The organism is Buchnera aphidicola str. Ak (Acyrthosiphon kondoi), assembly GCF_000225445.1.
Taxonomy (GTDB): Bacteria; Pseudomonadota; Gammaproteobacteria; order Enterobacterales; family Enterobacteriaceae; genus Buchnera; species Buchnera aphidicola_A.
In genome coordinates, this window is record NC_017256.1 from 186,450 (window position 1) to 201,049 (window position 14,600).

The window sequence follows — 14,600 nt, forward strand, 5'->3', positions numbered from 1 at the left end:
GATATAAAATATATTAATTATATAAAAATTTATATTATTTAAATTTTTATTATTTATTCAAAAAATATTACTATTACTAATAATATGAAATCTCTTTCTAATATTGATTTTTCTAAATTATCACTTTTTGAATCTATTATTGTTGCTTCTCAAGCTATTCGAGAAGACTTTCCTTCGAATTGTGTTTTATCTGAACTAAACAATAAAATAAAAGAAGCTGAATCTTATGTTTCATCTGAAATCGAACCTAACCGAAAATTAGAAAAATTGTTAGAATTATTTTATGCCCGCTGGCATTTTGGTAGCGCAAGTGGTATTTATAATCTTTCAGATGTACTATGGATTGATAATGTACTAAAAACGCGACAAGGTACTGCGGTATCTTTAGGTATTCTTTTTTTGCATATTGCTCAAGAATTAAAATTGCCATTAAATCCAGTTGTTTTTCCTACTCAGCTTATTTTAAGAGCAGATTGGATCAATCAAAAAAAATGTTTTATTAATCCTTTTAATGGAGAGATTTTAGATAAACATACGTTAGAAGTTTGGTTGAAAGGCAATATTAGTCCAACAGCGGAATTATATGAAAATGATTTGTACAAATCTGAATCCATTACTGTGATCCGAAAAATGTTAGATACATTAAAATCTGCTTTAATGGAAGAAAAGAAAATGGAATTAGCATTAAATGTTGCCAATTTATTGTTACAAATTGATCCAAACGATCCATATGAAATTCGTGATAGAGGACTAATATATGCACAATTAGAATGTAATCATGTTGCTTTAACAGATTTAATCTATTTTGTCGAACATTGTCCCGAAGATCCAATTAGTGAAATTATTAAAATTCAAATTCATTCTATTGAACAAAAAAAAATTATATTACATTAAACATTATTTATGGTGTAACTGGTAGATTACGTTTATGTAATGTGTTCAAGTATAATCTTTCAATAATTTTTTGGCTTGTGCAATCTATTTTTTTTCCTTCTAAATAAGAATCAATTATATTATATGTAACACCTAAAATAGATTCGTCATCTTGTTGTGGATGCTCATCTTCTAAATCAGCCATAGGTGTTTTTAAATATAAATGCTTTGGACAATTTAATTTTTTTAATAATGATCGAACTTGTCGTTTATTTAATTTAGCAATAGGATTAATATCTGTTCCACTATCTCCATATTTTGTAAAAAATCCAGTGATATTTTCCGCTGCATGACCTGTTCCGACTACAAGACCTTTTTTGACAGCAGCAACACTGTATTGTACTTTCATTCTTTCTCTAGCTTTTTCGTTACCTCTTACATAATCGGAAATAATAATTCCGGATTTTTTTAAAGATTTTTCACTACTTAAAACCGATTGTTTGATATTAATGTTAAAAACTTGGTCGGGACGTATAAAATTAATTGCATCTTGACAGTCTTTTTCATCAGATTGAATGCCGTATGGTAAGCGTAATGCAATAAATTGATACGTAATGTCTTTTTCTTCTTTTCTTAATCTTTCCGCAGTTATTTGACATAACTTTGCGGTTAACGTGGAGTCTTGTCCTCCACTAATACCAACTATTAAAGATTTTATATAGATATGATTAATCAAATATTTTTTTAAAAAATCAATACAATTATTAATTTCGATTTCTGGTATAATAACTGGTTTTACTCCGAGTAGCTCAATAATTTTTTTTTGAAGAGTCATAAATCTTCCTAATTTTTTTGAATATTACAAATATTTATATATTAAATGATAAATTTATTTTTGACATTGTTACAATAGAAAAACTGGATAAAAAATTGAAAAATTTAATTTTTGTATTAAATTGTGGTAGTTCCTCTATAAAATTTGCAATATTAAACCCTAATAATGAAAAAAAATATTTGTCTGGTGTAGTAGAATGTTTGTTTTTATCAGAAACATATATTACATGGCAGTTTTTAGGGATAAAATATAAAAAAAAAATAGGTTCAAACATTAACCATCAAGAAGCTGTAAATTTTATTATAGATCAAGTATTACCACAAGAAAAAGATATTTTTAAAAATTTAATAGGTATAGGACATAGAGTAGTACATGGAGGAACTAAAATAAAAAAAACGACTTTGATTGATAATAATATCATTCAATATATTGAAGATGCAGTTTCTTTTGCTCCATTGCATAATCCAGCAAATTTAATTGGCATTAAAATAATGATAGAGAAATATCCTAGTTTAGCAAAAAAAAATGTAGCAGTTTTTGATACATCTTTTTATCAAGATATGCCTGAAACTTCTTTTCTATATGCAATACCGTATAATTTTTATAAAGAACATGGTATCAGACGTTATGGTGCTCATGGTACTAGTCATAATTATGTTGCTCATAAGACTTCTATTATATTGAATAAGAAATTTAGTTCTTTAAATATTATAACATGTCATTTAGGTAATGGGGCCTCTGTTTCTGCGATTTGTAATGGAATATGTGTAGATACTTCAATGGGACTAACTCCTTTAGAAGGATTAGTAATGGGCACAAGAAGCGGTGATTTAGATCCCTCTATTATTTTTTTTATGAACAAACAGCTTAATTTAAATATTGATGAAATTGAGATGATTTTAAATAAAAAATCAGGATTATTAGGTTTAAGCGGTATTAGTAGTGATTTTCGCTATTTTGAAAAAAATTATAATCATAAAAAACATGCTAAAAGATCCGTAGATATTTTTTGCCATCGTTTATCTAAGTATATTTCTGCTTATATGAGTTTAATGGAAAATCGTTTAGACGCTTTGATTTTTACTGGTGGTATCGGTGAAAATGTACCTTTGATTAGAGAGTTAACTCTGTCTAGATTATCGCTATTAGGTTTTAATATTGATCATGAACTTAATTTATATACTATAAGAGGCAAATCAGGATTAATTTCTAAATCTACTTCTCGTTCAGTATTCGTAATTGCAACAGACGAGGAATTAGCAATAGCTCAAGAAACTAGTAATATAATTAGCAGGAAATAGTTATTTTTTATCATATTATATTAATATTTCATAATGGGATAATTATGTCACGTATTATAATGTTAATTCCTTTAGATAAAGATATTAGTTTGACTTCATTAAGTTTAAGTCTGATTTATTTCTTTAATAAAAATAGATTTAAAAAAGAAAAGGTTCAATCTATATTATATTTGTCTTGTGTAAAACGTTTGTTAGATGATACATCGTTAATTATTAATAAATATTTTTCAAAAATAGTTCATGTATCAGATAGTATAGATTTTTCTGAAGTTTTTTTTAATTCTTCTGAATATTTGTTTTTATTAAATAAAATGATGGACGAATGTTATCATAATAAGTCTTTATATGAAGTTATTTTAATTGAAGGTATAAAAAATAGTATTAATGCTGAAGAGATAAATTATGATATTTCTCAAAATTTAAATGCAGAAGTAATATTTATATCTAATTTAAAAAATACTTCTTTTGAATATATTAAAAATAAGGAAAAAAAAATAAATTTTTTTTTAAAACAAAAAAAATATAAAAATATTTTAGGTATAATTTTTAATAAAATTAATTCACCTTTTATAGGTGAAAAATATAATTTTATAAAAAAACTTGTACTCTTAAAAGAAACAAAAAACAAAAGAGAATTGATTATTCCAAAAAAAATGTTTAAAAATAATTTTGTTCCAATTATAGCCTGTATACCTTGGAATAAAAAAATGATTATAACATATGCAATGGATCTTTTAAATTTTTTAAATTTGCAATATATTAATTTAATACAAAAGAAAACTCATATTATAGAAGAAATAGTTATATTTGATGAAAGTTATATAAACATGTTAAATAAAAATTATTCAAATGCATTGATAATAGTTTCTTTCAGTCGTATAGATGTTTTTATGAATATGTTTATATTAAATTATAATAGTAATAAGATTAGATGTATTATATTAACTGGAGTATTAAAATCAAAAAAATATACTGTTTCTTTATGTAATGCCTTGATTGAAAGATCTATTTCTGTTTTTTTTACAAAAAAGAATACAATAGATATTTTGTCTGAACTTCAAACTTTTAACTTTAATATTAATGTAAAAAATTTTATTTATATTGAAAGATTACAAAAATACCTTTCTAGTTTTTTTTCTTATTCTACTATTATGGTTTCTAAAAAAAAATACAATTTTAGCATTATATATTCTCCAAAAGAATTTTGTTATAATTTAAAATTATTATCAAAAAAAAGAAATAAGCGTATTATATTGCCTGAATCATATGAAATACGAATATTAAAAGCGGCTTCAATATGTTGTAATTCTGGTATTGCTCAATGTGTATTATTGGGAGATTCAAAAAAAATTTATAATATAGCAAATAAAATAGGTATTAATTTAAATAAAAATATTGAAATAATAAATCCTACTTTAATCAGACAAAAATATATCTCTCGTTTTCTAGAAATCCGTAAAGGAAAGAATATAAGTGAATTTTCTGCTGAAAAACAATTAGAAGATAATACTGTTTTAGCTACTTTAATATTAGAATCTAATTATGTAGATGGATTAGTTTCTGGATCAGTAAATACTACGTCTGATACTATACGTCCAGCATTGCAAATTATTAAAACTAATCTTGATAGTTTTTTAGTATCATCTATTTTTTTTATGTTGTTACCAAATCAAGTTTTAATCTATGGTGATTGTGCTATCAATATCGATCCAACTGCAGAAGAATTAGCAGAAATAGCAATTCAATCTGCAGATTCAGCAAAAATTTTTGGAATAGAGGCGCGTATTGCTATGTTATCTTATTCTACTGGTTGTTCTGGATTTGGACATCAAGTAGAAAAAGTAAAAAAAGCAACTTATATTGTTAAAAATAAAAGACCTGATTTGATTATTGATGGTCCTATACAGTATGATGCTGCAGTTTCAGAAAAGGTTTCTAAATTAAAAGCACCTAGTTCACCAATTTCAGGAACTGCAAATGTATTTATTTTCCCAGATTTAAATTCCGGTAACATAGCTTATAAAGCAGTTCAACGTTCTTCAAATATACTCTCTCTTGGTCCAATGTTACAGGGATTAAGAAAACCAGTAAATGATTTATCACGAGGTGCTTCGGTAGAAGATATTATTTATACTATTGCATTAACTTCAATTCAATCTAGATAAAATATATTTTTTATAAACATGCGTTTTTAAATTTTAATTATAATATTTCCATTTGGTTTACAACAGCATGGAAGTATTTCTCTTTCTTCGAATAAAGCAGCCATAGGCTGTTTTATTGAATAAAGTACTTCTCCCTTAATTAATTCAATTCTACATATACCACAATATCCAGATTGGCACTGATATTCTACATGGATATCATGTAATTTTAAAATAAATAATAGTGATATATTTTTTGTATAAATAATTTTTTTTTTAATATTAGTTATCTCAATAATAGAATACGTCATTTTATAATTCAAATTTTTTAAATGCATCATCGGATACTTCTGAATCAATCTGACCGACTAAATAGGAACTGATTTCTGTTTCTTGGGGAGCAGTTTGTATGTTATCAGAAGTTAACCAATCATTAATCCAAGGAATAGGATTAGATTGTTTTTTAAAAGGCATTTTAAAACCTATCGCATTCATACGAATATTTGTAATATATTCTATATACTGACAAAGAATATCTTTGTTTAATCCAAGCATTGAACCGTTTTGAAATAAATATTCAGCCCATTTTTTTTCTTGTTGTGAAGCTAATATGAATATATTTATAGCTTCTTCTTGACACTCTAAAACTATATCTTTCATATTTTCATCATTTTTTATATTACTTAAAAGATTTAAAATATGTTGAGTTCCTGTTAAGTGCAATGCTTCATCACGAGCTATTAATCTTATAATTTTTGCATTACCTTCCATTAACTCTCTTTCTGCAAATGCAAATGAACATGCAAAACTCACATAAAATCTAATTGCTTCTAAAACATTTACACTTATTAAACATAGATATAATCTTTTTTTTAAAATATTCAAATTAACATGAATATTTTTTTTATTAATTAAATGGGAGCCTTCACCTAATAAATGCCAATAACTAGTCATTTTTATTAGTTCATCATAATAAGTAGAAATGTTCTGAGCTCGATCATTAATATGTTTATTTGAAATAATATCATCAAATACCAAGGATGGAGAGTTGACAATATTTCTAATTATATGAGTATAAGAACGTGAATGAATAGTTTCTGAAAAAGACCATGTTTCAATCCATGTTTCTAGTTCAGGAATAGAAATAATTGGTAAAAAAGCTATATTTGGACTTCTTCCTTGAATAGAATCAAGTAGTGTTTGATATTTTAAATTACTGATAAAAATATGTTTTTCATTATCAGGTAAATTTTGAAAATCTATTCTATCTCGAGAAAGATCTATTTCTTCAGGTCTCCAAAAAAATGATAATTGTTTTTCAATTAATTGTTCAAAAATATTATATTTTTGTTGATCGTATCTCGCAATATTAACTGGTTGTCCAAAAAACATAGGTTCTTTAAGTTGATTATTTTTTTTTTTTGAAAAAATTGTGTAAGACATAATATTATACCTAATAATAAATTTAATATTGAAGTGTTTATTTTTTTGAATAGTTATGTTTTTTATATAATACATGAACCGCTTTCACAAATATCTTCTATTTTAGATTCAGTTATAATATTTTGATGATCTTCAGAACCATCTCGAGTATTTTGATAATATAGTGTTTTTAAACCAAGTTTATAAGACAACAACAAATCATATAGAAGTTGTTTCATAGGAATTTTATTTTTTAAAAATCTTTTTGGATCATAGTGAGTATTTACTGAAATAGATTGATCAATAAATTTTTGCATGATACCGGCTAGTTCCAGATACCCTGTATTATTTGGTATATCCCAAAGTAATTCATACTGTGATTTTAATTTTTTATATTCAGGAACAACTTGACGTAAAATTCCGTCTTTTGAAACCTTAATACTAATAAAACCTCTTGGTGGTTCAATTCCATTTGTTGCATTAGATATTTGAGAAGATGTTTCTGAAGGCATCAAAGCAGACAATGTTGAATTTCTTAATCCGTATTTTTTTATCTTATGACGTAATAAATTCCAATCTAAATGCAGTGGTTCATTACATATATTATCAACATCTTTTTTGTATGTATCGATAGGCAGCTTTCCTAAATAGTAATTAGTATGATGAAATAAAGAACATGCTCCTTTTTCTTTTGCTAATTCACAAGATGCGTCTAATAAATAATATTGCATTGCTTCAAAAGTTTTATGTGTTAAATTTTTTGCACTACCATCCGAATAACGTACTTTATTTTTGGCTAAATAATATGCAAAATTAATAACACCAATACCTAGAGAGCGTCTAGAAACAGCTGATTTTTTTGCTGCTGATATTGGATAATCTTGATATTCTAATATTTCGTCAAGTGCACGCACAGATAATATCGACAATTCTTTAAATTCATTGAGATCTTTAATAGTACCTAGATTTAACGCTGATAGTGTACATAGTGCTATTTCTCCATCCTTATCATAAATGTCATTTAAGGCTTTAGTGGGCAATGTAATTTCTAAACATAAATTAGACTGTCTTATTGGAGATAATTTAGGATTAAATGCACTATGTGAATTACAATGATCCACATTTTGTATATAAATACGTCCAGTCGAAGTTCTTTCTTGCATCATCAAGGAAAACAGATCTAATGCTTTGATTCTTTTTTTTCTTATATTTTTATTTTTTTCATATTGAAGATATATTTCTTCAAATTTTTTTTGATCAGAAAAAAAAGCTTCATACAAGTGAGGAACATCAGATGGACTAAATAATGTTATTTGATCTCCTGATAACATTCTCTGATACATTAATTTATTAATTTGAATTGCATAATCAATATGACGTACTCTATTTTCTTCGATTCCTCTATTATTTTTTAAAACTAAAAGACTTTCAACTTCAAAATGCCATATCGGATAAAAAATAGTTGCAGCTCCACCTCTAACGCCTCCTTGAGAGCAAGATTTTACAGCGCTTTGAAAATGTTTATAAAAAGGTATGCAACCGGTATGAAATGCTTCACCATTTCTAATGGGGCTACCCAATGCGCGAATTTGTCCAGCATTAATACCGATTCCTGCTCGTTGAGAAACATATTTAACAATAGAACTGGTTGTAGCATTAATAGAATTTAAATTATCAGCACATTCAATTAAAACACAAGAACTAAATTGACGAGTAGGAGTTCTAACTCCTGACATAATTGGTGTTGGCAGCGAAATTTTAAAAGTCGAGATTGCATTATAAAAGCGATAAATATAATTCATGCGAATATTTTTTGGGTATTGAGAAAATAAACATGCGGCTATTAAAACATATAAAAATTGTGCACTTTCATATATTTTTCCACTTATACGATTTTGTATTAAATATTTTCCTTCTAATTGTTTTACGGCCGCGTATGAAAAATTCATATCTCGCCAATGATCGATAAAAGAATTCATCTGTGAGAATTCTTGATGAGAGTAGTTTTTCAATAAATTTTCATCATATTTTCCCAAAATAATCATTTTTTTTACATGTTCATATAAGTGAGGTGGTTCAAATTGACCATAGGCTTTTTTTCGAAGATGAAAAATAGCTAATCTTGCAGCCATATATTGATAGTCTGGTGTATCTTGTGAAATAAGATCAGCTGCAGCTTTGATAATAGTCTCATGAATATTAATAGTCGTAATATTATTGTAAAATTGAATTCGAGAGCATAACTCAACTTGTGATACAGATATATCATCTAGCCCTTCTGATGCCCAATTTAATACTTTATGAATTTTATCTAGATTTATTTTTTCTTTTCTTCCATTACGTTTGGTGACAAACAGACTGTTTTTCATGATAAATTTTACTTATTTTAAAGAGTATAAAAAATTTTATTTTTGATTTAATTATTAATAATGATTATAAATAAATGTGTTTTTTTATATAGGTTCTACGATTTTTTGTAAAGCAACAACTTGTTCATTTTTCGAAGTTCTTATTAATATTACGCCTTGTGTATTTCTTCCTAATATTCCTACTTCAGAAACTCTAATTCTCACTAATGTTCCCGCATTAGTAATCATCATAATTTGATCTTTTTCTACAACTTGTATTGCTCCAATTATTTTTCCATTTTTTTTCGTGATTTTAATTGAGATAACACCTTGAGTAGCACGTGATTTTATAGGAAAATCGGTAATTTTAGTGCGTTTTCCGTATCCATTTTTTGTTGCTATTAAAATACTTCCTCTATTTTTAGGTACAATTAAAGAAACAACTTTATCATTTTTTTTAATTTTAATGCCTCTAACTCCAGATGCAGTTCTACCCATAGCACGAACGCTATTTTCTAAAAATTGAACTACCTTTCCGTTTTTTGTAAATAACATGATATTGTTATTACCATCAGTTAAAGCTACTCCAATTAGTTCATCATTAGCATGTAAATTAATAGCAATAATCCCTGCTAATCTAGGTTTTTTAAATTGTTTTAAAGAACTTTTTTTTACTATTCCATTTGCAGTACTCATAAAAATATTAAGGTTATCTTTATACTCATGTACTGGTAATATAGCTGTAATTCTTTCTTTCGGGCTTAAAGGCAATAAATTAACTATAGGTCGGCCTCTTGCATGTCTACTGGATTCTGGTAATTGGTAAACTTTCATCCAATATAGAATGCCTCGACTGGAAAAACATAATATAGTATCATGCGTATTTGCTATTACTAAACTTTCTATAAAGTCTTCTTCTTTTATTTTTGCAGCTGATTTTCCTTTTCCACCACGTCTTTGAGCATTATAGTCAGACAGAGGTTGATATTTCACATATCCTGAATGAGATAACGTGACTACTACATCTTCTTGATTAATTAGATCTTCAATATTGATATCAGTGTGATTTTCAGTGATTTCTGTTCGTCTTTTATCACTAAAATTATTTTGTATGAATAATAACTCTGATTTGATTAGATCAAACATTCGGTTTGGATTTTCGAGTATTTCTTTTAGTTCTTTCGTTTTTTTTATTAAATCATTGTGTTCTGTAATAATTTTTTTCTGTTCTAAATTAGTTAGTTTATGTAAACGTAAATCTAATATCGCCTGTGCCTGTTTTTCAGTAAAATGGTATTCATTTTTTTTAGATAGATATTTTGTTTCTAGTAAATCATTACGTTTTTTTATTTCTTCAGACATCCATTTTTTTTTAATAATCAAATTTTTTGCATCTGTTGAGTTTCCTGAATTTTTTATTATTTTAATAATCGTATTAATATTGATTAAAGCTGTATTTAATCCTTCAAGAATATGAATACGACTTTGTATCTTATTTAATTCAAAAAGACTGCGTCTTATAATTATTTCTTGTCTATGAGATAAAAAATGTTGCAATATTTCTTTTAAACATAAAGTTCTTGGTTGTCCTTGACATAAAGCAACCATATTAATTCCAAAAGATATTTGAAGTTGAGTTAGAGAATATAATTGATTTAAAATTATCTCAGATATTGCTTCTCTTTTAATTTCGATAACAATTCTCATTCCATCTTTATCTGATTCATCACGTAAAGCAGTAATTCCGTCAATTCTTTTATCTTTTACTAATTCCGCTATTTTTTCAATTAAACGTGATTTATTCACTTGATAAGGTATTTCATCAAATATAATAGATTCTTTTTTGTTTTTTTTGTTTTTTTCAATTTTATTTCGTGCGCGAATATAAATTTTTCCCTTCCCTGTACGATAAGCTTCTTCAATTCCTGATTTTCCATTGATTATTCCAGCGGTTGGAAAATCTGGTCCTGGAATATATTTAATTAGTTCTTTTAGGGAGATATTATTATTATCAATATAAGCTAAACATCCATTAATTACTTCATGCAAGTTATGAGGTGGAATATTTGTAGCCATTCCTACAGCTATACCTGATGAACCATTTATTAAAAGATTAGGTATTTTTGCTGGTAGTATTTCTGGAATGTGTTCAGTACCATCATAATTTGGTAGAAATTCAACAGTGTTTTTTTCTAAGTCATTTAATAGTTCATGAGCTATTTTAGACATTCGAACTTCAGTATATCGCATCGCTGCAGCAGAATCTCCATCTACAGAACCAAAATTTCCTTGACCATCTATAAGCATATAACGTAATGAAAATTTTTGAGCCATACGAACTATAGCATCATATACAGCAGAATCTCCATGTGGATGATATTTTCCGATAACATCACCCACGACACGAGCAGATTTTTTATATGCTTTATTCCAATCATTATTTAATATATACATTGCAAAAAGTATTCTTCGATGAACAGGCTTCAAACCATCTCGAACATCTGGCAAAGCTCGGCCAACTATTACAGACATGGAATAGTCTAAGTAAGAGCTTTTCAACTCTTCTTCAATATTGACCTGTATGATTGCTGGTGCAGGATCTTTCATAGAACTTTTATCTCTATTATTATTAAAACTAACTAAATTAAGTAGAAAAGTATAACATAATTAAACTATTAGATTCATCTAAAGAAAATCATTCTTAATGATAAATAATTTTATTATGATAAAAAATATTTTTTTATATTGTTTATTTGAAATGAAAGTATTATTATAAAAACAATAATACTTTTAACAATAAAAAGTATTATTAAGAAATAATTATTAAAAATATAATAATTTATTAACTTGACTTTAAAATGAGATATTCTTATGAAAGATGAAGAAAAAAGTTTAATAGAAAATTTATTTCATCGTTTAAAAAAAATTGAATCAAGTTCTTCTGAAAGAGATAGTTCAGCAAATGAACTAATTCAAAATTTAACAAAAAAACAACCTTCTTCTTCTTATTACATGGTTCAAACAATCTTGATTCAAGAAACGGCAATCAAAAAAATGAGCATGCAAATTGAAGAATTAAAAGCAAGAATAAAAATGTTGAATGGAGAAGATATAAATAAAAAACCAAGTTTTTTATCAAGTTTTTTTAAAAAAAATTCTACTTTGCACACAGGATCTAATAACAGTAATCTATGGAAAAAAAAAGAAGATATTTTGCCACCTAATTACGCTAATACAACTATTTTACCAACAAATCAAGTATTACCAACAGCAAATAATAATAGAAGCAGTAGTTTCCTTAGTAATGCATTACAAACAGCAACAGGTGTAGCAGGTGGTATGATTTTAGGGAATATGTTAATGAATGTGTTTAGTCATACTAAACCAGAAGAAGAGATATTTGATACTGTTAATAAATCATCTTCAGATCAGCATATACAAGATAATTTTTCAAATAATAACCACTCTAATAATGATTTAATAGATTATCAATATAATGAATCAGATATTGATAGAAATGAATTAGGTTTAGAAAGCATAAACAATGATGTTTATGATGGAGATGATATTAATATTGATGATGATAACTTTATTTAAAAAATATATGTTTTAATTATAATATTTCATATTTTAAAATATATCTATTTAAATATATTTAAAAATAAAGCCAGCATAAAATATTTTTTTTGCTGACTTTAAGTTTTTTTAAGCATATTTACTTAAATATTCAGAGACTCCTTCTGAAGATGCTTTCATACCTTTTTCTCCTTTTTCCCAATTTGCAGGACATACTTCTCCAAACTTATTATGAAAGTCTACAGCATCTACCATGCGTATCATTTCTTTTATATTTCTCCCAAATGGTAGATCATTTACAACTTGATGACGTATAATCCAATTAGAATCGATTAAAAATGAAGCTCTTAGTGCTATACCAAGATGTGGATGTTCAATTCCGTAAGATTTTTGAATATCATGTTTTATGTCAGATACCATAGGAAAATTTATTTTGCCAATACCACCATTTTTAGGCAATGTTTTTTGCCATGCTTGATGAACAAAAACACTATCAATTGATACACCTACAATTTTTACTTTTCTTGTTTTAAAATCTGAATATAGCTTATTAAATTCTATAATTTCAGATGGACATACAAAAGTAAAATCCATTGGCCAAAAAAATAGTGCGGTCGCTTGACCATTAGAATATTTTTTAAGATCAAATTGTTCAACAATTTGATTGTCTTTTAAAATTGCTGGAGCTATAAAATTAGGTGCCTTTTGTGTTACTAGAACCATTTTTTTTCCTTATAATATTATATTTTTAAAAAAATATGTTATTAAATATTTAGATATGGAAATTTATAATGAATAAGATTTTATCTTGGAAAGATGTTTTATCTCAAGAAAAAAAAAAGATATTTTATTGATATAATGCAATTTCTTAAAAAAGAACGTTTGAAAAAAATAATTTATCCGGATCAAAAAGATGTATTTAATGCTTTTTTTTTAACTCAGTTTAATGATATAAAAGTTGTTATTCTTGGACAAGATCCATATTTTTCTAAGCATCAAGCACATGGTTTATCATTTTCTGTGCCTAAAGGTTTTACTATACCACCTTCTTTAAAGAATATATACAAAGAGTTAAATACAGATTTTAAAAAGCAGCATACTTTTAATCATGGATGTCTTGAAAACTGGTCTAATCAAGGTGTTTTTTTATTGAATACGATTTTAACAGTTGAATCAGGAAAACCAAAATCACATAGTGATATAGGCTGGAATATTTTTACTGATAAAGTAATTTCTACAATAAGTTTGTATAAACATTCTATTATTTTTTTACTATGGGGAAACGATGCACAAAAAAAGTGTGATTTAATTGATAGAAATAATCATTATATATTAAAAGCATCTCATCCTTCTCCATTATCAGCATATCGAGGATTTTTTGGATGTAAACATTTTTCTTTAACTAATAAAATACTCCTTAAAAACAAGAAAAAGCCAATTAATTGGTTTGTAATTTAAAAATAGAAAAATATTTTCTATTTTTAAATATTATAAATGTATCGATTAAGTAGAAATTTAAAAAAAATGAAAAATATTAATTTTTAGAAATTGTAACTGTTGCTTTTCGTAATAATACTTTATTAAAAGTAAATCCTTTTTTATGAGTAAAAACAATATGATTAGGTGCTATTTTTTTAGATGATTCTGTTGAAATTAATGTATGAATTTCAGGATTAAAAAGTTCGTTTTTTTGACCTTCAATTTTAACTCCTATTTTATATAATATATTTAATAAAGATTGCAATATAAGTTCGATTCCTTTTATTACAGATTCATCTTTTATACTTGATGTATTAGATGATATTAGAATTTCTTCTAAAGAATCTATTACTGGAATTATTGTTTTTAAAAATCTTTCAATTTCTGTTTTTTTTATTTTTCTTATTTTTTCTTCAATATTTTTTTTTATATTTTCTATATCAGCTAATTTTCGTAATTCAATATCATTTATTTTTTTTTGATTCTGGAGCAGTTCTAGTTTGAGGCTATCTATTTTTTGATTTTGAATAGAATTCATATCAAGTACTTTTTCTTGTTCTTCTACTATGTGATTTTTTTTAAAAAATTTTTCATTATTTGATTTATTTTCTTTATTTTCCAT

General features: G+C 25.8%; 12 protein-coding genes. 5 read left to right on the forward strand and 7 right to left on the reverse strand.

Translation table 11 applies throughout. From position 1 onward, the window contains the following. The first annotated feature begins 84 nt into the window (after positions 1–84). Positions 85–894 carry an invasion regulator SirB1 gene (gene sirB1, locus BAKON_RS00885; RefSeq protein WP_014499331.1) on the forward strand — a complete coding sequence of 270 codons (810 nt, stop codon included), beginning with the start codon at positions 85–87 and terminating at the stop codon, positions 892–894. 7 nt (positions 895–901) lie between these two features. On the opposite strand, the gene nadE is transcribed toward sirB1, so the two are convergent. Next, positions 902–1,708, reverse strand: coding sequence for an ammonia-dependent NAD(+) synthetase (nadE, locus tag BAKON_RS00890; protein ID WP_014499332.1), 807 nt, complete (start codon positions 1,706–1,708; stop codon positions 902–904). 83 nt (positions 1,709–1,791) lie between these two features. Here nadE and BAKON_RS00895 point away from each other — a divergent pair, with 83 nt between their 5' ends. Together BAKON_RS00895 and pta are read left to right on the forward strand one after the other, a co-directional pair. After that, positions 1,792–3,009 carry an acetate kinase gene (locus BAKON_RS00895; protein ID WP_014499333.1) on the forward strand — a complete coding sequence of 406 codons (1,218 nt, stop codon included), beginning with the start codon at positions 1,792–1,794 and terminating at the stop codon, positions 3,007–3,009. 44 nt (positions 3,010–3,053) lie between these two features. Further along, entirely contained in the window at positions 3,054–5,174 is a 2,121-nt protein-coding gene (gene pta, locus BAKON_RS00900; RefSeq protein WP_014499334.1) for a phosphate acetyltransferase, read from the forward strand. A gap of 26 nt (positions 5,175–5,200) precedes the next feature. Here the strand turns inward: pta and yfaE are convergent, their stop codons facing one another. From yfaE to gyrA, 4 genes are all read right to left on the reverse strand, one after another. After that, entirely contained in the window at positions 5,201–5,464 is a 264-nt protein-coding gene (yfaE, locus tag BAKON_RS00905; protein ID WP_014499335.1) for a class I ribonucleotide reductase maintenance protein YfaE, read from the reverse strand. Between the two features lies 1 nt (position 5,465). Beyond that, a complete protein-coding gene (gene nrdB / locus BAKON_RS00910) occupies positions 5,466–6,596 on the reverse strand; it encodes a class Ia ribonucleoside-diphosphate reductase subunit beta (RefSeq protein WP_014499336.1) in 1,131 nt (376 codons plus the stop codon). A 62-nt stretch (positions 6,597–6,658) separates the two neighbouring features. Further along, positions 6,659–8,944, reverse strand: a complete 2,286-nt coding sequence (gene nrdA / locus BAKON_RS00915; RefSeq protein ID WP_014499337.1) for a class 1a ribonucleoside-diphosphate reductase subunit alpha — start codon at positions 8,942–8,944, stop codon at positions 6,659–6,661. A gap of 84 nt (positions 8,945–9,028) precedes the next feature. Continuing rightward, a complete protein-coding gene (gene gyrA / locus BAKON_RS00920; RefSeq protein WP_014499338.1) occupies positions 9,029–11,530 on the reverse strand; it encodes a DNA topoisomerase (ATP-hydrolyzing) subunit A in 2,502 nt (833 codons plus the stop codon). A gap of 264 nt (positions 11,531–11,794) precedes the next feature. Between gyrA and BAKON_RS00925 the strand changes: the two genes are divergently transcribed. After that, positions 11,795–12,520 carry a DUF2076 domain-containing protein gene (locus BAKON_RS00925; protein ID WP_014499339.1) on the forward strand — a complete coding sequence of 242 codons (726 nt, stop codon included), beginning with the start codon at positions 11,795–11,797 and terminating at the stop codon, positions 12,518–12,520. A 108-nt stretch (positions 12,521–12,628) separates the two neighbouring features. Here the strand turns inward: BAKON_RS00925 and BAKON_RS00930 are convergent, their stop codons facing one another. Then, complete coding sequence (locus BAKON_RS00930) at positions 12,629–13,222, reverse strand: peroxiredoxin C (RefSeq protein ID WP_014499340.1); 594 nt, start codon at positions 13,220–13,222, stop codon at positions 12,629–12,631. Between the two features lie 93 nt (positions 13,223–13,315). On the opposite strand from BAKON_RS00930, the gene ung reads away from it, so the two are divergent. Then, on the forward strand, positions 13,316–13,957 hold the full coding sequence (ung, locus tag BAKON_RS00935; RefSeq protein WP_014499341.1) for a uracil-DNA glycosylase: 642 nt from the start codon (positions 13,316–13,318) through the stop codon (positions 13,955–13,957). Between the two features lie 76 nt (positions 13,958–14,033). Here ung and grpE read toward each other — a convergent pair whose 3' ends face one another. Then, positions 14,034–14,600 carry a nucleotide exchange factor GrpE gene (gene grpE / locus BAKON_RS00940; protein ID WP_014499342.1) on the reverse strand — a complete coding sequence of 189 codons (567 nt, stop codon included), beginning with the start codon at positions 14,598–14,600 and terminating at the stop codon, positions 14,034–14,036.

Coding starts and splice junctions, on each gene's coding strand:
- sirB1 (WP_014499331.1), top strand. CDS start 85: ATGAAATCTCTTTCTAATATTGATTTTTCTAAATTATCACTTTTTGAA.
- nadE (WP_014499332.1), bottom strand. CDS start 1,708: ATGACTCTTCAAAAAAAAATTATTGAGCTACTCGGAGTAAAACCAGTT.
- pta (WP_014499334.1), top strand. CDS start 3,054: ATGTCACGTATTATAATGTTAATTCCTTTAGATAAAGATATTAGTTTG.
- yfaE (WP_014499335.1), bottom strand. CDS start 5,464: ATGACGTATTCTATTATTGAGATAACTAATATTAAAAAAAAAATTATT.
- nrdB (WP_014499336.1), bottom strand. CDS start 6,596: ATGTCTTACACAATTTTTTCAAAAAAAAAAAATAATCAACTTAAAGAA.
- nrdA (WP_014499337.1), bottom strand. CDS start 8,944: ATGAAAAACAGTCTGTTTGTCACCAAACGTAATGGAAGAAAAGAAAAA.
- gyrA (WP_014499338.1), bottom strand. CDS start 11,530: ATGAAAGATCCTGCACCAGCAATCATACAGGTCAATATTGAAGAAGAG.
- BAKON_RS00925 (WP_014499339.1), top strand. CDS start 11,795: ATGAAAGATGAAGAAAAAAGTTTAATAGAAAATTTATTTCATCGTTTA.
- BAKON_RS00930 (WP_014499340.1), bottom strand. CDS start 13,222: ATGGTTCTAGTAACACAAAAGGCACCTAATTTTATAGCTCCAGCAATT.
- ung (WP_014499341.1), top strand. CDS start 13,316: ATGTTTTATCTCAAGAAAAAAAAAAGATATTTTATTGATATAATGCAA.
- grpE (WP_014499342.1), bottom strand. CDS start 14,600: ATGGAAAATAAAGAAAATAAATCAAATAATGAAAAATTTTTTAAAAAA.